Annotated in this window: 16 protein-coding genes; 10 read left to right on the top strand and 6 right to left on the bottom strand. The window is 73.2% G+C overall.

All coding sequences use genetic code 11. The features are described from left to right. Positions 1–571 precede the first annotated feature (571 nt). The 7 genes from rfbB to CHB94_RS25340 all read left to right on the top strand — a co-directional run bounded on the left by rfbB (position 572) and on the right by CHB94_RS25340 (position 9,805). Positions 572–1,567, top strand: coding sequence for a dTDP-glucose 4,6-dehydratase (gene rfbB, locus CHB94_RS18945; protein WP_089338120.1), 996 nt, complete (start codon positions 572–574; stop codon positions 1,565–1,567). Further along, entirely contained in the window at positions 1,564–2,403 is an 840-nt protein-coding gene (locus tag CHB94_RS18940; protein WP_217899382.1) for an SDR family oxidoreductase, read from the top strand. Before rfbB ends, CHB94_RS18940 begins: the two co-directional genes overlap by 4 nt. Before the next feature lie 137 nt (positions 2,404–2,540). Beyond that, positions 2,541–4,283, top strand: a complete 1,743-nt coding sequence (locus tag CHB94_RS18935; RefSeq protein ID WP_089338118.1) for a glycosyltransferase — start codon at positions 2,541–2,543, stop codon at positions 4,281–4,283. Beyond that, entirely contained in the window at positions 4,280–5,761 is a 1,482-nt protein-coding gene (locus tag CHB94_RS18930) for a lipopolysaccharide biosynthesis protein (RefSeq protein ID WP_089338117.1), read from the top strand. Before CHB94_RS18935 ends, CHB94_RS18930 begins: the two co-directional genes overlap by 4 nt. After that, positions 5,758–7,086 (top strand): glycosyltransferase family 2 protein, encoded by a 1,329-nt coding sequence (locus CHB94_RS18925; protein ID WP_089338116.1) that lies wholly within the window; start codon positions 5,758–5,760, stop codon positions 7,084–7,086. The genes CHB94_RS18930 and CHB94_RS18925 overlap by 4 nt, the downstream gene beginning before the upstream one ends. Next, positions 7,083–8,915, top strand: coding sequence for a hypothetical protein (locus tag CHB94_RS25345; RefSeq protein ID WP_176445640.1), 1,833 nt, complete (start codon positions 7,083–7,085; stop codon positions 8,913–8,915). Before CHB94_RS18925 ends, CHB94_RS25345 begins: the two co-directional genes overlap by 4 nt. 101 nt (positions 8,916–9,016) lie before the next feature. Continuing rightward, a complete protein-coding gene (locus CHB94_RS25340; RefSeq protein ID WP_176445639.1) occupies positions 9,017–9,805 on the top strand; it encodes a glycoside hydrolase family 16 protein in 789 nt (262 codons plus the stop codon). Between the two features lie 12 nt (positions 9,806–9,817). Here CHB94_RS25340 and CHB94_RS18915 read toward each other — a convergent pair whose 3' ends face one another. The 3 genes from CHB94_RS18915 to CHB94_RS18905 form a co-directional block, all read right to left on the bottom strand. Beyond that, positions 9,818–10,768, bottom strand: coding sequence for a glycosyltransferase family 2 protein (locus CHB94_RS18915; protein ID WP_089338115.1), 951 nt, complete (start codon positions 10,766–10,768; stop codon positions 9,818–9,820). 415 nt (positions 10,769–11,183) lie between these two features. Next, complete coding sequence (locus CHB94_RS18910) at positions 11,184–11,759, bottom strand: metal-dependent hydrolase (protein ID WP_176445638.1); 576 nt, start codon at positions 11,757–11,759, stop codon at positions 11,184–11,186. Between the two features lie 26 nt (positions 11,760–11,785). Continuing rightward, a complete protein-coding gene (locus CHB94_RS18905; protein WP_089338113.1) occupies positions 11,786–12,658 on the bottom strand; it encodes a glycosyltransferase family 2 protein in 873 nt (290 codons plus the stop codon). 460 nt (positions 12,659–13,118) lie between these two features. On the opposite strand from CHB94_RS18905, the gene CHB94_RS18900 reads away from it, so the two are divergent. The 3 genes from CHB94_RS18900 to CHB94_RS18890 all read left to right on the top strand — a co-directional run bounded on the left by CHB94_RS18900 (position 13,119) and on the right by CHB94_RS18890 (position 16,177). Then, positions 13,119–13,688: a phosphatase PAP2 family protein gene (locus tag CHB94_RS18900; protein WP_176445637.1), complete on the top strand. Its 570-nt coding sequence runs from the start codon at positions 13,119–13,121 to the stop codon at positions 13,686–13,688. Positions 13,689–13,856: 168 nt separating this feature from the next. Then, on the top strand, positions 13,857–14,564 hold the full coding sequence (locus CHB94_RS18895; RefSeq protein ID WP_089338111.1) for an acetyltransferase: 708 nt from the start codon (positions 13,857–13,859) through the stop codon (positions 14,562–14,564). Then, the gene (locus CHB94_RS18890) at positions 14,561–16,177 is read left to right on the top strand and encodes an FAD/NAD(P)-binding protein (RefSeq protein WP_141137554.1); all 1,617 of its coding nucleotides are present in this window, start codon (positions 14,561–14,563) and stop codon (positions 16,175–16,177) included. Before CHB94_RS18895 ends, CHB94_RS18890 begins: the two co-directional genes overlap by 4 nt. 80 nt (positions 16,178–16,257) lie before the next feature. Here CHB94_RS18890 and CHB94_RS18885 read toward each other — a convergent pair whose 3' ends face one another. From CHB94_RS18885 to CHB94_RS18875, 3 genes are read right to left on the bottom strand one after another with little or no spacing between them, the layout of a single operon-like run. After that, positions 16,258–16,890, bottom strand: a complete 633-nt coding sequence (locus CHB94_RS18885) for a sugar transferase (RefSeq protein ID WP_089338109.1) — start codon at positions 16,888–16,890, stop codon at positions 16,258–16,260. Next, entirely contained in the window at positions 16,887–18,044 is a 1,158-nt protein-coding gene (locus CHB94_RS18880; protein ID WP_217899381.1) for an aminotransferase class I/II-fold pyridoxal phosphate-dependent enzyme, read from the bottom strand. Before CHB94_RS18880 ends, CHB94_RS18885 begins: the two co-directional genes overlap by 4 nt. Further along, the gene (locus CHB94_RS18875) at positions 18,041–19,882 is read right to left on the bottom strand and encodes a polysaccharide biosynthesis protein (protein WP_089338108.1); all 1,842 of its coding nucleotides are present in this window, start codon (positions 19,880–19,882) and stop codon (positions 18,041–18,043) included. Before CHB94_RS18875 ends, CHB94_RS18880 begins: the two co-directional genes overlap by 4 nt. Positions 19,883–19,901 lie beyond the last annotated feature (19 nt).

Here is a 19,901-nt window from a genome sequence, read left to right as displayed (position 1 = left end):
GGGCGTTGGTTGCTCGGGCCGACGGCACGGTGACGCGGAACTCCCGGGCATCACCGTCGTGCCCGGTGATGCGGCCGACGTGCCACCGTTCAACGAGGTATCTCCCCTGCGTGACCCCGCACTGCTGCGGCAGTCAAGCCCGACGCGTCCACCTACGGTCGCGGATGGGACGACCATTTCCGGAGCGTTGTGCAGGGTCAACACCCGTGGTCGCCGACCCCGCTCGGCCCAGGCCCGCCCCGGCCGGGCGGAACTATCTGTAATCGGAACGGCCGAAGTAGTGCCGGATCTATGAACGGGGAGGCACTGTCCGCGCCCAGGCAGTGCCGCACCGTGCCCCTGGGGCTGCCGAGTTCCTGCGGTTCCGGCCCGGACGTGGAACCGCTGGGGAGGCGTGGCCAGTGCGCCCGCAACCTCGTCGACGGCGTGGCGGCGGTGCCATCGCGACGGACAGGGCCCGCCCACGACGGCAAGGAGCCGATCGGCCGGCCCGCTGGTGACCTCCCCGACGCAGGGACAGGGAAGATGGGGCAAGCTGCTCAGGTCGCTCACCGATCACCAAGGGGTACCCGTGCGTCTGCTCGTCACCGGCGGAGCCGGGTTCATCGGCGCGAACTTCGTCCACTACACGCGCAGCGCCCATCCCGAGCACTCGATCACCGTGCTCGACGCCCTCACCTACGCCGGCAACGAGGCGTCCCTGGCGACCGTGCGGAACGACATCGAGTTCGTCCACGGCTCGGTGGCCGACGCGGCACTGGTCGACGAGCTGGTCGGCCGCTGCGACGTCGTCGTCCACTTCGCCGCCGAGAGCCACAACGACAACTCGCTGCGCGACCCCTCCCCGTTCCTCGAGACCAACATCATCGGGACGTACACGCTCCTCGAGGCGGTGCGGAAGCACGGGGTGCGGCTGCACCACATCTCTACCGACGAGGTCTACGGGGACCTCGAACTCGACGACCCGAAGAAGTTCACCCCGCAGACGCCGTACAACCCCTCGAGTCCGTACTCGTCCACGAAGGCGGGATCGGACCTCCTGGTCCGGGCCTGGGTGCGCTCCTTCGGCATCCACGCCACGATCTCCAACTGCTCGAACAACTACGGGCCCTACCAGCACGTGGAGAAGTTCATCCCGCGGCAGATCACCAACGTGCTGGCCGGGCTGCGCCCCAAGCTCTACGGCACGGGTGAGAACGTCCGCGACTGGATCCACGTCGACGACCACAACTCCGCGGTGCACGCCATCCTCGACCGCGGCCGCAACGGCGAGACGTACCTGATCGGTGCCGACGGCGAGAAGAACAACCTCGAGGTGCTGAGCCTGATCCTGGAACTCCTCGGCCAGCCGAAGGACGCGTTCGACCACGTCACCGACCGCGTCGGCCACGACCTGCGCTACGCCATCGACGCCACCAAGCTCCGCGACGAGCTGGGCTGGACGCCGAAGTACACCGACTTCCGGGACGGCCTCGAGGCCACCATCGACTGGTACCGCGAGAACGAGTCGTGGTGGAAGCCGCTGAAGGACCAGGTCGAGGCCAAGTACGCGGCGCAGGGTCAGTGACGGCGGTCATCGTCGGGGCCAACGGCCAGCTGGGCCGGGCCCTGCGCGTGCAGTTCCCCGACGCCGTCGCGCTCGGCCGCGGCGACCTCGACGTCTCTGACGGTGGCGCCGTCGCGCGCTACGACTGGTCCGGCGTCGACGTCGTCCTCAATGCCGCGGCCTGGACGGCCGTCGACGCCGCCGAGGACGCCGGCAACCACGCTGCCGTCCGCGCCGCGAACGTCGAAGCGGTCGGCCACCTGGCGGACGCGGGGGAGCGGCACGGGTTCACGCTGGTCCACATCTCCAGCGAGTACGTCTTCGACGGCCGCCACGAGGGCCCGATCCCCGAGGACCTGCCGCCCTCCCCGCTGAGCGTCTACGGGCGCAGCAAGGCCGACGGGGACCGCGAGGCCGCCCGGATCGAGCGCCACTACCTCGTCCGCACCACCTGGGTCGTCGGCGACGGCGGCAACTTCGTCCGCACGATGGCGTCCCTGGCCGACCGGGGCATCTCGCCGTCCGTCGTCGACGACCAGATCGGCCGGCCGACCTTCACCACCGACCTGGCCGCGGGCATCGCACACCTGCTCGGCGCCGGTGCCCCGTTCGGCACCTACAACCTCACCGCCGGTGGTGACCCCGCCTCCTGGGCGGAGGTCGCCGCGGCCGTCTTCCAGGCCCGCGGCCGCAGCGCCGACGACGTCGGGCGGGTGGGCACCGCCGACTACTTTGCGGACAAGCCGCAGGCGGCCCCGCGGCCGCTGAACAGCGTCCTGGACCTGTCGAAGATCACCGCGACCGGCTTCCAGCCCCGCGACTGGCGCATCGGGCTCCGCGAGTACCTCGGCGGCTGAGCCGCTTCGACCCGCTTCGAGCCGGCCCCCGCGGCCCCTCCCATGGGGGGACAGGGGGCAGCAGGAAGACCCCGCTGACGCGTAGTTTCGCAGGTCCGGGCACGCGTCGCTCCCGGAAACACGGGGGAAGGGGAGTCGTGACGCCGAGCGGGGCCCGGTTCAGCATCGTCGTGCCGACCTACCAGCGACGCGACGTGCTCCTCGGGACCATGACCGCCCTCGCCCGGCTGGAGACGCCCTGGCCGATCGAGCTGGTCGTGGTCGTCGACGGCTCCACCGACGGCACCGCCGACGCCGCCCGCGCCGTCCCCCTCCCGTTCCCACTGACCGTGGTCGAGCAGCCCAACCGTGGCGCCGCCGCGGCACGCAACGCCGGTGCCGCCTCCGCCACCGGCGAGTTCCTGCTCTTCCTCGACGACGACATGGTCGCCGACCCGCGGCTCCTCGTCGAGCACGACGCGGTGCTCCGTCAGGGCGCGGACGCCGCCGTCGGCCACATCCCGCTGCACCCGGACTCCCCCCGCACGCTGCTGACCCCCGGCGTGGAGCGGTGGGTGCGCCTGCGCCACGAGCGGCTCACCCGCACCCAGGGGCAGCTCGCGCTCGGCGACCTGCTCACCGGCCAGCTCTCTGTCCGGGCCGCGGTCTTCCAGGCCGCCGGTGGATTCGACGAAAGCTTCAACGTGAACGGGGCCTTCGGCGCCGAGGACACCGACTTCCTGCACCGGCTGCTGAGCAGCGGCGCCGTCGTCCGGTACGCCCCGGGCGCGATCACGTCCCAGCGGTACGTGGTGACGCCGGACCAGTACCTGCGCCAGTGGCGGCAGGGTGGCCGGGCCGACGCCGCCCTCGTCCGCAAGCACCCGGCACTGGCCGACACGCTGGCCGAGCAGCACGGCGCGAAGACGCCGACCGGCCGGCTGCTGGCCCGGTGGGCGCCGTCGGTCCCCTCCCGGGTCGCGCGGGCGCTGGCCGCTCCCGTCGTGGCACGCGCCCGCACGGGCGGCTCGGACCTGCTCACCCGCTGGGCCTTCGCCCGCGTGCGTGACGCCCAGTACTGGCGGGGTCTCGCGGAGGGCGGGGGCCTCCGGACCGGCGCTGCCGTGCTCCTGGCCTACCACGCCGTCGAGGACGTCGACGACGCCGTCATCGGCGACTGGTGCGTCGGCCCGGAGCTCTTCGAGCGGCAGCTGGACGCGCTGACCGCCGCCGGGGTCAGCTGGATCGGGCTCGGTGATCTGCTCGCGTGGCTGGACGGCGCGCCGCTGCCGGACCGTGCCGTGCTGCTCACCTTCGACGACGGGTACGCCGACCTGCTCCAGCACGCCGCCCCCGCCCTCGAGCGGCGCGGCATACCCGCGGTGGTCCTACTCGTCAGCGACCAGATCGGCGGCTGGAACGAGTGGGACGCCCGCCGCGGCGCCGGAAAGCTCCCGCTGCTCACCGAGGAGCAGCTCCACGAGCTGGTCGCCCGCGGCTGGTCCCTCGGCGCGCACTCCCATACGCACGCGCACCTGACCCAGCTCGACGACGCCACGCTGGGCCGGGAGCTGACCGAACCGCTGGCCGGTCTCCGGGCACGCGGGCTGCCGGTCGAGCCGGTCCTCGCCTATCCGCACGGCGAGCACGACGCCCGCGTGCGGGCGGCCACCCGCCGGGCGGGCTACGCGGCGGCCTTCGCGCTCGAGGGCCGCCGGCCGTCGACGGGGGCGCGGGGGCGGTTCGCCCTCCCGCGGATCGAGGTGCGGCGCGACACCACGCCCGAGGCGCTCGTCGACGCTGTCCGCCACCCGCCGCGGCACCCGGCGCGCGAGGTGGAGCGCGAGCTCCGGGGCGTGGCCCGCCGTCTGTTGCGCACCGTCGGGAGCCTCCGCCGGTGACCAGGACCCCACACCCGGGCGCCGAGCCCCGGGAGGCGACGACCGTGCGCCCGACGGCGAGCGACGAGGCGGTGGCCTCCACGATGAGCGGCCTCTTCGGCCGGGACTCCCTCTACCTGCTGTTCTGGTTCCTGCAGGTCCTGGTCGGCGCCCTCGCGACGCCGCTGGCCACCCGCTTGCTGGGCGCCCCCGAGTTCGGCACCTTCGCGGCGGCCAACGCGCTCATGCAGGTGCTCTACGTCGTCGCCGGGCTCGGGCTGCAGGTCGCCGTCCAGAAGTACTTCGAGGAGCGCGGCGCGGACGCCGCTCGCCGGCTGCTCGCGCTCGGCATCGTCGCCGCCGTCGCGATCACCGCCCTCGCCGACCTCACCGGGCACTGGTGGAGCGACGCCCTGGGGTTCGGCGGATACGACGGCGCCGTCCGGCTGGCCGTCCTCTGGGCCGGCGCCTCCGCGATCACCGCGACCGTCCTCGCGCTGCTGCGCAGCCAGGACCGGCTGCTCGGCTTCAGCGTGGTCAGCCTGCTGCAGTCGGTGGCCGCCGAGATCCTCGCCCTGGTCATGCTGGTCGTCCTCGCCCCGACCGCCGAGGCCTTCGTGCTCGGACGCCTGGTAGCCCAGGTGCTGGCCGTCGCGGTGGGGCTGTCCCTCACCCGGCTGCGGTCGCTGCGGCCCGGGGACCTGCCACTCGTGCGGGGCGCGCTGGTCTTCGGTCTCCCACTGGTGCCGGCCATGCTGGGGTCGTTCGTCCTCGGCGCGGCCGACCGGTTCCTGATCCAGGAGCACCTGGGCGAGGCGGCGGTCGCGCAGTACTCGGTTGCCTACAACATCGCCGCGCTGCCCATGCTCGTCCTGAGCGTGCTCAACTCGGTGTGGCTGCCCCGCTTCTTCGCCGCCGGCGCGGGGGCCGACGGCGACGCGGTGGTCACGGCCAGTCGCGACGCCCTGTACCGCCTGCTCGCGCCGGTGATGGTCGGGCTGTCGGTCGCGGCGCCCCTGGTCCTGCGGGTGTGGGCGCCGGCCGAGTTCCGGCCCGACGACCTGCTGCTGGTGACGGCGGTCGTCATCGTCAGCGCCGTCCCCTACACCGCGGGCCTGTCCGCCACCCGGACCCTGCTCACCGCGTCTCGCACCCGGATGATCGCCGGATCTGCCGTCGTGGCCTCGGTGGTGAACGTCGTGCTGAACCTGTGGTGGATCCCGGTGTTCGGCATCCTCGGCGCGGCCCTGGCCACGGCGGCCGCGTACTCGGTGCAGCACCTGCTGCTGCTGGTGCCGACCCGCGGGCGGCCGCTCAGCGGCACCCGGACCCGACTCGTGCAGACGCTGGCCGGGGTCGTCATGGCGCTGCTGGCGGTGCTGCTGCCGGTCACCGCTCCGGGCCTGGTCCTCCGGGCGGTCCTCGCGGTGGCCTGCCTCGGGTGGTTCGCCCGGGCCTGCACGACCGTCCGATCCCCGCGCAAGGAGGCCGTCCGATGACCGCCGCGAACGTCCCGCCGACCGAGGCGGGCACGTGGTGCGCCGAGTGGGAGATGTCGGGTGACCGCGCGCTCCGGGCTGTCCGGCCGCGGACGGCCCAGGCCACCGCGCGGGTGCTCGTGCGCCTGCACGGGGAGCCGCTCGGATACCTGGTGGTGCCCCTCGACGGCGCCGACCCCGACCCCGGCGACCTCGCCCGCACGGCGCATCGGCAGTTCGCCGACCGGATCACGGCCCACCTCGTCGCGGAGGGACTGGCCGGTGACGGGAACGGCCCGTACCCGGCGGCGCAGCCCTCGTGCCCGAACCGCACCGCCGCCGAGGAGCTCGTGACCGTCGTCGTCTGCACCCGCGACCGCGCCGCGACCCTGGCCGGCTGCCTCGATCGGTTGCGGCAGCTGACCTATCCGCACCTCGAGATCGTGATCGTCGACAACGCCCCGTCCGACGACTCCACCCGGCAGGTGGTCGAGGCGGTGGCCGACCAGCGGTTCCGCTACGTCGTCGAGCCGCGGCCGGGCCTGTCCCGCGCCCGCAACCGCGGACTGGCCGAGGCGCGCGGCACCTGGCTGGCCTACACCGACGACGACGTCGCGGTCGACCCCGACTGGGTGCAGGGCCTCGTCCGGGGCTTCGGTCGCCGGGCCGACGTCGGCTGCGTCACCGGTCTGGTCGCAACCGCCGGGATCGACGGCGCCGCCGAGGAGTACTTCGACGCCCGGGCCGCCTCCTGGTCGACCCGGTGCGAGCCGGCGCTGTTCGACCGGCGCGGTCAGGTGACGCCGGCCGTCGACGGCAGCCAGGACACCGCGGGTACACAGGATGCGCTGCACCCGTACTCGCCCGGGATCTTCGGCACCGGTGCGAACCTGGCCTTCGACCGCGCGTTCCTCGTCGAGCTGGGCGGCTTCGACGAAGCGCTCGGCGCCGGCACGCGCACCCGGGGAGGCGAGGACCTGGACGTGTTCGTGCGGGTCCTGCGGGCCGGCCGGACGATCGCCTACGAGCCGGCGGCCCTGGTCTGGCACCATCACCGCGCCGACCGGGCCGCGCTGCTCGCCCAGATGTTCGGCTACGGAACGGGCCTGTCGGCGTTCATCACCAAGTGCCTGCTGCAGCCCGGCACCCGCCGTGAGGTGCTCGGCCGCATCCCGCTGGGGCTGCGCCGGATGGCGGGCATCCGCGCCCAGACGGGGGAGAGGCTCGCCGACGCGGCCGCTCCCCGAGGCGCTCTGCTGCGGGAGTTCCTCGGCTTCGGGGCCGGTCCCGCGCTGTACCTGCGGTCCCGGCGCGACCTGCGCGCCCATGCGAGAGGTGGACGATGACGACCGGGACCCTCACTGCACGAGAGCCGTCGGCCATGGCTCCGCGGTACCGCGCCCACCCCTGGCAGGAGTGGAGCACCTGGGTGCTGCCGGTGGGCACCCTCGGGGCGCTCGCGCTGTGGTTGTGGTCGCTCGGCGACGTCCGACTCGACGACACCGGCGGCTGGGGCCTGCTCTCCGCCCTGCCGGTGAGCTGGTACGCCGCCTTCGCGCTGACGGTCCTGGTCTACCTGTGGGCGCTGATCTCGCGGCGACCGGTCTCGCACCTGCTCGTGGCGCCGCAGGTGCTCCTCGTCGCGATCCTCTTCGCCACCACGGCCCTCGTGTACGACGTCCCCCGGTACCCGTGGACGTACAAGCACATCGGGGTGGTCGAGTACCTCCTGGCGAACGGGGGAGTCGACCGGTCGATCGACATCTACCACAACTTCCCGGGGTTCTTCGTCCTCGTGGCCGGCCTGCACCGGCTGACCGGCATCCCCGTGCAGGACCTGGCCCAGTGGGCCCAGCCCACTCTCGCCCTGATCGCCGCGGCTGCCGTCTACTGGCTGATCGGCGGGCTCAGCACCTCCCGGCGCGTCCGCTACGGCGGCGTCCTGCTGTACACGCTCGGCGACTGGATCGGGCAGAACTACTTCGCGCCCCAGGCGCTGGCCTTCCCAGTGGCCCTGCTCGTGCTCGGCGGGCTGCTGCGCTCCGTCCCGCCCGGCGCGGAGGGTCTGCGCTTCGCCCGGCTCGCCGCCCGCTTCCCGAGGGCGGCCGAGGCCGACCTGCCCCGGCCGAGCCGGTTCTGGCGCACGCGGTCGGCCACGGTCCTGCTCGTCCTGGGGTTCGTCTACGTCGCGGTGTCCCACCCGCTCTCTCCGCTGCTCCTGCTCGCGCAGTCGACGCTGGTCTGCATCCTGCTGCGGCCGGTGCGGCCGTGGCTCCCGGTGGTGTTCCTCGCCATCGAGGAGGCCTGGCTGCTCCAGGCCTGGCCGTTCCTGAACAGCACCTACGACCTGTTCGACTTCGGCTTCCACAACGTCTCACCGCCGCAGGTGGCCGTCGCCGACCCGCTGCCGGGCTACACGGTCGCGCTGTGGGCAGCCCCCTTGCTGATGGCGGTCGTGGCCCTGCTCACCGGGTGGAGCGTGCTGGCCGCCGCCGGCTGGCGCGGCCGCGCCAGCCGGATGGTCGTCCCCCTCGGCATGGCTGCCGTGCCGCTGGTCCTGATCCTCGGCCAGCCGTACGGGAACGAGGGCATCTTCCGCGCCTACCTGTTCGCCCTGCCGTGGATGGCCTTCGTCATCGCGCTGCAGCTCTTCGACGAGGTGCCGGCCTGGACCCCCGAGCGCCGGCTGCTGGCCGGTCTGGCCGTCGTCGCCGTCGCCACCCTGACCCTGCCCGCCAACTTCGCCGGAGAGATGAGCTACCGCGTGGCGGCCTCCGACGTCACCGCCGACGTCTGGTTCGAGGAGGAGACACCGGACGGCTCGGTGCTGCTGCCGTTCGCCTCCTCCTATCCGCTGCGGGCCACCCAGCACTACGCGGACCACCTGCCGCCGGCCACCGAGGGCGTGGAAGGGCTCACCGACCTCCCCGGGTTTTCCGCGGCCGCCACCGACGAGGCCGTCCTCCGGCAGTTCACCCACGACGCCTGCGACACCCGCGCCGGCAGCGGACCGGTCTACCTAGCGCTGGGCCCGTCCGCCGAGGACAACGTGCGGTTGTTCGGGACGGTGCGGCTGTACGTGTACCGGGCCTACGAACGGGCGATCGCCGAGGACCCGTCCTTCACCCGCGTCTTCGAGGACGGGGAGACCGTCCTCTACCAGTGCCGGGGCTGAGCCCCGTCGGTCCCAGCGACGCCGTGGCGCCGAGGCGTGGCCGGCACCGGGCCCTGGGCGGTCACGCCGTTCCGGGACGGCGCCGCCTGTGGTGGACCGCCGTGGGGGTGGGGGTCACCGTGCTGGTCCTGCTGCTCGTGCTGACCCAGCCCTGGCAGCCGGCCGGCGTCCGCGGGGTCAGCGGCCCGCCAAGCGGGTGGGCCCAGGTCTTCGGCGACGAGTTCACCGGCCGGAAGCTCGACGCGGACGTGTGGCAGCCCGACCGGGAGGGGGACCTGGCGGGCATCCCGTTCAACCCCGGCATCGAGGACGCCTGGTTCGATGCGGCGAACGTGGCCGTCGCCGACGGCTCCCTCGTCCTCACCGTCGAGGAGCGACGCCGGACGCTGGCCGGCCGGACGTACGGCTACAGCTCCGGCATGGTCCAGTCCAACGCAGCGATCGCGCTCCGGCCGTCGCGGTACGTGGAGGCGCGGATCCGCTTCCCCGGCTGCGACGGCTGCTGGCCCGCCTTCTGGCTGCACCCGCTCGACCGCTGGCCGCCGGAGATCGACATCGCCGAGTTCCTGGAGAGCGGCAGCGAGAGCCAGCCGCACTTCAACTACATCCTCCCCTCGGAGGAGAAGACCGGTCCCGACATGTACGGCGACCCCGACGTCGACCACCGGGACGAGTTCCACACCTACGGCGCCCTCTGGGAGGACTCCCGTGTCGTCCCTTACCTGGACGGCAGGCCGTACGAGGAGGTCGCCGCCACCGGGAACGTCACCGACCTCCCGATGATGATCATCCTCAACCTCTCCGTCCGCGGTGGCTACGAGCCCGAGGCGGGAGCGCACATGCTGGTCGACTGGGTGCGCGTGTGGGCGCCGGCGGAGCAGGCCGGCTGACGAACCGCGCGCCTACGACGACCGTCGGCGGCGGAGTCGGGCGAGCAGATAGCTGCCGGCCGTCAGGGCCGTGCCCTCGACGATGGTCCAGGCGCGGGCGCCGCCCGCAGGATCGCCGCCGACCAGCTGCCCGACACCGCGCAGGACCCCTCGCGGCAGCGTCCGCCGGACGTAGGTGCGCTCGGTCTCCAGGGCCGCCTCGGCACCGGCCAGCGCGCTGACCAGCGCCTTGGACCGCCCCTCCGCGCGGCAGCGACGCCGGAAGTACCGCCGCGTGACGCGGTCGGGGGAGACGCTGTGGAAGCAGAGGGCCGAGGGTTCGAGCACGATCCGTCCCTTGTCGGAGCGGCGCGCGCGGATCGCGAACTCGGTCTCCTCGCATCCGGCGGCGTCCTTGCCCAGGCGGCCCATCGTGGCGTCGAAGCCGCCCACCCGGTCGAACACCTCCCGGAGGAAGCTCATGTTCGCGCCGATCGGGTTGCGGATGTCCGCGCGGTCGGTGGGCAGCCCCGCGTAGCTGCAGCCGACCACCCACAGGAACTCGTCGGGGAACCAGGCCGGCCGCGGGGCCCGCCAGAGCGGGACGACCCGGCCGCCGACCCCCACGACGTCCGGCTGCCGGTAGGCCTCGAGCATGTGCTCGATCCACGCCGGGTCGGCCACGGCGTCGTCGTCCAGGAAGGCCACGACGTCACCGGTGGCGGTACGGACGCCGGTGTTCCGAGCCCCGGACAGGCCCCGCGACTCGGCGTTCGGGACGCAGACGACGTCCGGGAAGGCGGCGCGAGCGCGCTCGAGCAGCTCGGCGTTGTGGTCGGAGACCAGCACGATCTCCTCCGCCGGGCGGGTCTGCCGGCGCAGGCTCTCCACGGCGGCCTCGATGTCGCTCCACCGGTCGAGCGTGTACGCGCAGACGATCGCGGTGAGGGTCTGCGGGCCCGCAGGAACGGGGCCGGCAGTCATGGGCCGAACACTACAAGCGCGCCGACCGGCGATCGCTGTGCGTCGGGCCTGCCGCGCCCGCGTCGGGCCGGCCCGGTCCGGCCGCGGCGCGCTGACCCCGCCAGGACCCGGGAGCGACTAACGTCAGAAGGCCCCCGCGTGGTGCCCGCCACGCGCACACCGACCTCGAGGACCGCCGTGCACCCGCTCCGTTCCACGCCGCCGCCCTCGGGCGACGGCGAGCACGGTGCTGCGGGAGGCGGCCGGACCCCGGCAGGGGAGCCCCCTGCCGCGCCGCTGCGCCGGGTTCCCGACGTGCCCGGCGCGCCCTGCACCTGCGGGCACGGGAAGCAGGCGCACGAGCACTACCGGCGGGGCAAGGACTGCGCCCTGTGCTCGTGCGGGCGGTATCGCCGTCCGCTCCTCGGTCGCCTGTTCAGGCTCGCGGGCCGGTGACCGGTCGCAGGTGGGCGCGGTGGCGACGGGCCGCCGCCAGAGCCGCCGCGGCCACCAGAACGACGAGATAGGCGCCGTAGGGCACCTCGACGCTCGTCTGCCGCAACGGCCAGAACAGGGGCACGCCCGGTCCGGTCGCCAGATCCCGGACCAGATGCAGCGTGACCCCGGTCGCGAGGCCGAGCAGGGCGATGCGGGCTCGGCCGCGCGCGCCGCCGGCGATGAGCGCCAGGACGGCGAGGGTCGCCGACGAGTGCGAGAAGGGGCGGCCTCCCGCGGCGGCCACGTCCGCGGACCCTAGGTACAGCGGGAGATGGTCGACGTCGATCAGGACCGAACCGGCGAGTGCCCACGGAAGCCATCCGCGCGGCCGGCCGAACGGGAGGGCGGCCAGCAGCACCCAGGCGGTGAGGAGGTGGGCCGGCTCGTCCAGCACGCCCACGACCGGCACAGCCCACGAGCGGGCGGCCTGGACGGCGTCCAGCGCGCAGATCACGGCCACCGCCGCAACCGGTCCGAGCGGAGCCGTGGCGCGGGCGATCCCGGTCCCGGCCACGACCTGCCGTAGGGGTGCCGCGTCGCTCAGGCGGACTGCACGCCCAGCGTCCGGGGTTCCGGCAGGGGCGTCCGGTTGCCCTCGGCGGGATCGGCGCCGCACGGGAGGGAAGCGACCGCGGCCGGGCGCCGGCGTGCGCCCTTGCGGTTGAGGCGCTCGACGACGAGCGCACCGAGCACCCGGAATCCGTCGCGCCACGTGTTCAGGTTGCTCTGCCCGTGGATGCGCGCGAACTCGAAGCTCGGCACCTCCACGATGCGCAGGTCCGCCTTGGCCACCCGGGTGTTGATGATCGTCTCGATCTCGAAGCCGTCGCCCCACAGTTTCCTCGACCGACCGCGGTCCTCGACCTCGAGCTCCAGCGTGGGCAGGCAGTGCGCCCAGAAGGCGTTGTAGCCGTAGCAGAGATCGGTGTACCGAGTGCCGAACAGGACGTTGACGGCCCGGTTGAGCCAGCGGTTGCCCCACGCGCGCATGGCCGTGATGTCGTCGCTCCCGCCACCGGCGACGAACCGGGAGCCCTTCGCGAAGTCCGCGCCGGCCACCAGGGCGTCGACGTAGCGCTCGATCTCCCGCGGGTCGGCCGATCCGTCGGCGTCCAGCATCACCACGACGTCGCCGGTCACCGCGGCGAACCCGCACGCCATCGCGTTGCCCTTGCCGCGGCGGTTCTGACGCACGACCGTCACGTCCGGCCGCAGCTCCCGGGCCACGTCCACGGTGCCGTCGACGCTGTGCCCGTCCACGACGATGACCTGGTGCAGGTCGGCAGGAAGCAGGGCGAAGACGTGCGGCAGGTTCCTGGCCTCGTTGTAGGTCGGTATCACCACGCTCACGCGGGGACGTCGCTGCCCAGGCAGGTCGGTGCCGAACAGGTCGATGACTGCGCCGTTGCGCATGCCGGATCCTCTCGTACGAGACGGGTCCGGTTTCGCCTCTGCTCACCGCCGGGCTATGGCGACCAGATGGCGCCCGGCGGGTCATCGCTAACCCCGTGGAGCTGATGCTGACGCTACGAGGGGGCCTGTGGTGCGCACTCGGTCGAACGAGCGGTCCCCCGCGGTGACGGCGTCGTCCGTGAGCACCCGTCCCCGTCACTCACCGTCACGAGATACTCGGTCCGCCGAATGACAGGGACCTTTCTAGCTGGACGTATGGGTGCTCGTCCACCTGACGGATTGACACTTTCGTGGCAGGTCGTGACGCTTCGCTCATATCGGCCCATGTTTTCCCTCGGAAGGGGGGCATCGCGCGGTCCCTGTGACCGACGCCTCGGCGTCGAGGATCGGCCCGGCGCGCTGATCGCTCGCCATGTCGAGGCGGTTGGTCGCTCCACCTCGACCTCCGATACTGGCGCGCATGGGATGGGACGTGGCGCTGCTCGAGGCGCTGGCGGGGCACCGCACCGAATGGGCCGACGCTGTGGCCCAGGGGCTGATGGACGCGGGGCAGCCGACCTCGACCTACGTCGCCGCGGCGGTCCTCGCCCTCGTGTTCGCCTGGGTCTTCCGCGCCTGGCGCTCCGTCGCCGCCGCGATGCTCGCCTCCGTCGTCGCGACCGTGATCGCGGAGTACGCCAAGGAGTTCATCGGCCGGCCCCGGCCACCGGCCGAGCTGGCGCTGGTACCGACCGACGGGTTCGCCATGCCGTCGTCCATCGGGGCGCTGACGGCGGGCGCGGCGACGCCGTTGATCCTGTGGGGGCTCCGTTCCGGACGCCGCACGGCGTACGTCGTCGTCGCCCTGCTGGTCGCCGGAACGGTGCTCGTCGGCGCCAGCATGGTGTACCTGGGGGCGCACTGGCTCAGCGACGTGCTCGCCGGCTGGTTGCTCGGCGCGGCGCTGGGCCTGGGGGCCTCCCTCGTGCTCGACCCGCGCCCGGCCGGCTCCGAGCGGCGCCTCGGGACGGCCCGCGGCCCGATACCGTAGGAGCGGCTCCGGCCGCACCTGCACCGACCGGTCCGGAACCACGTATCGGCAGGGTCGAGACCCCCTACCTGCGCCGATACCGCATTAGACTCCGCGTGCTGCCGGCGAGGCCTGGAAGAGGCCTTCTACGGGGAGCTGCGACGGTCTGCGGACCGAGGAGGAGGCCAGGTGACCTTCCGCGACCGGTCGACGTTCGACGTGTACGGCGCGGGTGGCCACGCTCAGGTCGTCATCGATGTGCTCAGGGCCCGCGGCATCCGGATCCGGCGCATGTACAACGACGTGCCGGAGAACCAGCACCCGGCCAGCCAGAACGTGCTGCCGGGCATCCGCATCGTGGGGCCCGACCAGTTCCCCGAGCTCGACGTCCCCCTCGTCCTGGCGGTCGGGATCAACGGTGAGCGCGCCGAGCTCGCGCAGGTGCTCGACGCGCAGTTCGGAACCGCCGTCCATCCCTCGGCCCTCATCGCGCCGTCCGCGCGGATCGGCGAGGGGACGGTGGTGCTGACCGGCGCCATGATCCAGCCGAACGCGTCGATCGGGCGGCACGTCCTGATCAACACCGGGGCCAGCGTCGACCACGACTGCGTGGTGGGGGACTACGCGCACATCAGCCCGCAGGCGGCGCTGAGCGGACACGTCAGCATCGGTGAGGGCACGCACATCGGCGTGGGCGCCGTGGTCATCCCGAAGGTGCGCGTGGGCCGGTGGTGCAAGGTCGGCGCCGGGACCGTGGTGATCCGCGATCTGCCCGACCACGTGACGGCCGTGGGGAACCCGGCGCGCATACTGCCCGACCGCAGCGGGGAGGTGCCGCCCGATCCGGAGTTCATCCGGTCCGGCGGCCGGGTCCGGAGTGGGCTGTGGGCCCGATGACACAGCAGGCGTTCGCGCCGTTCGGCGCCCGGGGGATCCCCGCCCGCGGCACGGCGGAGTCCGACACCTACGACCTCGCGTTCGTCGGCGCCGGGGCCTCGACGGCCTACGTCCTGATCTCGTTGCTCACCTCGCTCGCCGACACCCCGCCGGCCGCCCCGCTCCGGATCGGCGTCGTCGAGCGCGCCCCCGATGCCTTCTCCGGGATCGCCTACGGGGGACGCGCGGCCCGCACGGCGTTGCTCATCACGCCGCTGCGGGACTTCCTGCCCCCGGGCGAGCTCCGGCTGTTCACCGACTGGCTCGCCGAGAACAAGCGCTGGGCCTTCGGCGAGTTCCTCGCCGCGGAGGGGCCGGTCTCGGCCCGCTGGTGGGTCAGGCACCGTGCCGCCGTCGAGAGCAACGCGTTCGACGACCTGTTCCTGCCCCGGTACATCTTCGGCGACTACCTGGTCCGTCGGACCAGGCGGGCGATCGCCGCCGCTGCGGACGCCGGCCTCGCGACGACCGAGGTGATCCAGGACGACGTCCGCTCGATCGAGGGCGGGCGACCGGACTACCTGCTCCGGTGCCGCGACCGCGTGCTGCGGGCAGGACGCGTCGTCCTCGCCACCGGCTCCTCACCGGTCCGGCCCCGCCTGCCCGCCGGGGAGGTCGAGGGCGGCGCGGTGCTGCTCGACAGCCCCTTCGAGGGCATGGACGCGGCTCTGGACCGCATCGAGCGGCTCGTGACCCGTCGAGCCGCCGGACAGGAGCCGCCGCACATCCTGCTCATCGGTGGCAACGCCAGCACCATGGACATGCTGTACCAGGTCGCCGACATCCCGGTGGTCGCCGCACGGCGAGCCCGGTTCACGGTGCTCTCGCCCCGCGGGGAACTCCCGGAGCTGATGGATCGCCCCCGTCCGGGTTCGGCATTCCGTGCCGAGCTGCTGCAGGCGCTGGCAGACCAGGAGTCGGTCCGCGCTGCCGCCGTCTACGAGGCCGCGGTCGGCGACCTCGCCCGCGGCCGGGACGCCGGTTACTCCGTCGCCGACACCCTCAAGCCGATCTCCGACGGCGTCGTCGCCGTCCTTCCGCGCCTGTCCAGCGAGGAGGCCCTCGAGTTCGCCGGCCACTGGGGCGTGGAGCTCGGTCGCCATCAGCGGCGGGCCGGGTGGGAGTACTGCGAGGTCGTGGACGAGCTCGTGGCGCAGGGCCGGCTGACGGCGGTGGCCGGGAGCTTCGTCGGCCTCGGGGATGCGGACGGCCGCGGTGTCCGCGTCCGGTTCGACCGGGACGGCGTGGCTCATGAGCTCGACCGCCCGGCCGACGTCGTCATCAACTGTGGTGGCCCGGCCCCGACGCTGCAGGACACCGCGCCCTCCCTCGTCGCGGACCTGATCAGCAGCGGCGTGTGCCGCGCGACCCCGTACGGCGGCGGGATCGCCGTCGACGCGTCGTTGTCGGCCGCGCCCGGCTTCTTCGTGATGGGGCCGCTCCTGGCCGGCAACGTCATCAACGGCTCGCCGGTCTGGCACATGGAGCACTGCGGCCGGATCAGCGCGTTCGGCTCGTCCCTAGGCCCCCGGCTGGCGCGGAGCCTCGCCACCGAGCCGCTGCCCGCCGGGTGACGGTCGACGCGCGGCCGCCTTCCTGACATCGGAGGCGGCCGTCCAGGGCCCTGCCGGCGTGGTGCTCGGGGTCGTGCCCCTCAGGCGGCGTCCCGACGCTCGCCGGTGAACAGGTGCATCGTCGCGGCATCGGGCGCGGAGATGCCCTGGCGGCGCAGCACCGTGGCCAGCGTCGCCGCCAGGATCCGCGCGTCCAGGACCGGGCCCATCCGGTCGACGTACTCGACGTCGGCGGCGAACTTCTCCTCCCAGCTCAGCAGGTTCCGCCCGCGGACCTGGGCCAGTCCCGTCACTCCGGGCCGGACGTCGTGCCGGCGCGCCTGCACCGGGGTGTACCGGTCGAGATACTCCATGAGCAGCGGCCGCGGCCCGACGAGGCTCATGTCCCCGCGCAGCACGTTCCACAGGGTCGGCAGCTCGTCCAGGCTGGTGCTCCGCAGCCAGCGGCCGAACGGCGTCAGCCGCTCCGCATCGTTGGCGACGCTGTCCGAGCTGCCCAGTGTCCGCATCGTGCGGAACTTGACCAGCTCGAACGGCTCACCGTGCCGGCCGGGACGCAGCTGCCGGAAGAGCACGGGGGAACCCACGTCGCGCCGCACGGCGACCGCGAGGACGGCCATGACCGGTGCCGAGACCAGGAGCCCCACGCCGGCGACGAGCACGTCGAGGGCCCGTTTCGCCGGGAGGTAGAGCGCGCGGCGCGACCGGCTCATCGCCGCTCTCCCAGGAAGGCGCCGAGGGCACCCATGACGGTGTCCACCTGGTCGTCCCGGAGCGCCGAACCGCTCGGCAGGGTCAGCCCGCAGTCGAACAACCGGTCGGCGGAGCCGTCGAGGTAGGTAGGCGCACCGGCGAACACCGGCTGCTGGTGCATCGGCTTCCACAGTGGCCGGGACTCGATGCCGGCCGCCTCCAGTGCCGCCCGCAACTCCTCGACCGACCAACCCGTCCGGTCCCGGTCCACGATCACCGCGGTGAGCCAGCAGTTGTCGGACCGGTCCCCGGACCGCTGGAAGATGTCGGCACCCGGGATGCCGGTGAACACCTCCGCGTACCGCTCGCGCAGCGCACGGCGCCGGCCGATCATCCCGTCCAGCCGCTCCAGCTGGGCCAGGCCGAGTGCGGCGAGCACGTTGCTCATCCGGTAGTTGAAGCCGATCTCGGTGTGCTCGTAGTGCACGGCCGGTTGCCGGGCCTGGGTGCTGAGATAGCGGACCCGATCGGCGGTCCGCGGGTCGTCGGTCAGCAGCATCCCTCCGCCGCTGGTGGTCATGATCTTGTTGCCGTTGAACGAGAGCGCGGCGACGGCCCCGAACGACCCGGCGGGCCGGGAGGCGTGCGCGGCACCCAGGGACTCGGCCGCGTCGGAGACGACCGGGACGCCGAAGCGGTCACACACCGGGTCCAGCGCGGTGTAGTCGGCACAGCGACCCAGCAGGTCCACCGGCACGACCGCGGACACGTCCGTGCCCGCCTGCTGCAGGGACAGCAGCGCGTGCTCGAGGAGCTCCGGGCTGAGGACGCCGGAGTCGGGGTCGCAGTCGACGAACACCGGCTCGGCGCCGCAGTAGGTCACGGCGTTCGCGGTGGCCGCGAACGTCAGCGTCGGGACGATCACCGCCGTCCCGGGGCGCACGCCCAGTTCCAGCAGCCCCAGATGGAGGGCGGCCGTGCCCGATGAGAGGGCGACGGCGTGACGACGGCCGCACCGCTCGGCGATCCGCTCCTCGAATGCGTCGACCATCGGCCCCAGCGGGGCGATCCACCCCGACGCGATGGCCTCGGCGACCAGTTCCTGCTCGCGGCCGCCCACGTCGGGGGACGACAGCAGGATCCGCGCGCCCCGCTGGGCAGGTGCCGCCGTCACGACGCAACACTTCGCGAGTCGCCCACGGCGGTGTTCCCCAGCCGCAGGGATCCGTCGGGGGGGTCCGCGGTCGTGTTCGACTCGAGGACGTACCGCCTCGGCAGACGGTCCAGGTCCGTCGGGGAGAGCGGCGGAACGGCCACGTGGCTGATCATGGGATGGATCGGGCGGCTGCCGTGCTCGCCGGAGCCGAACAGGTCCTCGTGCAGCTTCTCGCCGGGCCGCAGCCCGGTGATCTCGATGTCGATGGGCCGCCCCTCCAGATTGATCAGGTGGGTGGCCACGTCGCGGATGCGTACCGGAGTGCCCATGTCCAGGACCAGCGCCTCCCCGTTCCTCCCGATCGCACCGGCCTGGATGACCAGCTGGACCGCCTCGGGGATCGTCATGAAGTACCGGGTCACCTCGGGGTGGGTGATCGTGACGGGGCCGCCGCGGGCGATCTGGGCGGCGAACGTCTCGAGGACCGATCCCCGGCTGCCCAGGACGTTGCCGAACCGCACCGACAGGTACTGGCCGGTGCCGCGCTGGGCGTAGGCCGCGGTCAGCTGCTCCGCGATGCGCTTGGTGTGACCGAGGACGTTGGCCGGGTCCGCGGCCTTGTCCGTCGAGACGTTGATGAAGTGCGTGACGCCGACGGCGGTCGCCGCGGACAGGACGTTCCGCGTGCCGAGCACGTTGGTCTTCCAGCCCTCGTCCGGATACTGCTCGAGCATGTTCACGTGCTTGAGGGCGGCGGCGTGGAACACCACGTCGGGGCGCCGTTCGGCGAACAGGCTCTCCAGCGTCGCGGCGTCCCGGATGTCGGCGAGGATGGCCTGGGGGAGATCGAGGCGGGCCTCGCCGAAGATCGACAGCTCGAGCGCGTGCAGTGCCGACTCGTCCCGGTCGAGCATCAGCAGCTCGCCGGGGCCGAACCGGTGGATCTGGCGGCAGAGCTCGGAGCCGATGGAGCCGCCGGCGCCGGTGACCAGGACCCGCTTCCCGCGGAGGTAGTGCGCGATCTCGGTGACGTTCGTGTCGATCTGCCGCCGGCCGAGCAGGTCGGCGACATCGATGTCGCGGACGTCCCGGATGCCCACGCGCCGGTTGAGCAGGTCGGCCACGCGCGGGAGCACCTTCACCACCAGGTCCGCCTCGGAAGCCCGCTGCGAGATGTCGCGGACCAGCTCCGATCCCGCCGAGGGCAGCGCCACCACCACCACCTCGGCGCCGGTCGCGGCCGCCGCGGCGCCCAGCCGCTCGCGCCCGCCCATCATGCGGACCCCGCGGATGCGGAGATGCCGCTTGGTCGGGTCGTCGTCCAGGAGGCCCACCGGCAGATAGGGACTGGCCGGATCGGCCAGCATCGACCGGACCAGCTGCTCGCCGGCGATGCCGGCCCCGAACACGAGGGTGCGCTGCCCGGTCCGCGGGCGGACGGCGCCCTCCCGCTGGCTCCTGAGGGCCAGCCGGAAGCCGATCATGATGACGAAGGAGAGGACGGCGGCGATGGCCGGGACGCTCAACGGGAGCAGGCGGGGGGAACCCGCCAGGGCGACGACGGTCAGGACCGCGAGCGCGGTGATACCGACGGCGGCGCCCAGGCTCTTCAACTCCTCGGCGCTGCCCACCGCGTAGCGGCCCTGGTGGAGCCGCAGCACGGTCGAGGCGATGGGGAAGACCAGCGTCGTCAGCGCCATCCCGACCAGCAGCCCGTTGGTGTTCATCTGGTCCAGCGAGCCCGTGTACCTGGCCGTCGTGGCGAGGACCAGCCCGGCTGCGAGGGAGATCAGGTCGCCGCCCAGCATCGCGAGGCGGATGATCGTCCAGCGCCAGTTGCGGTCCTTGCCGGCCATGCCAGCCTCCGATCCCGAT

The sequence above is a fragment of the Blastococcus mobilis genome (assembly GCF_900188025.1).
Classification (GTDB): domain Bacteria; phylum Actinomycetota; class Actinomycetes; order Mycobacteriales; family Geodermatophilaceae; genus Blastococcus_B; species Blastococcus_B mobilis.
Note: the sequence above shows the minus strand (reverse complement) of the source record. Positions and strands in the feature narration are given on the sequence as shown.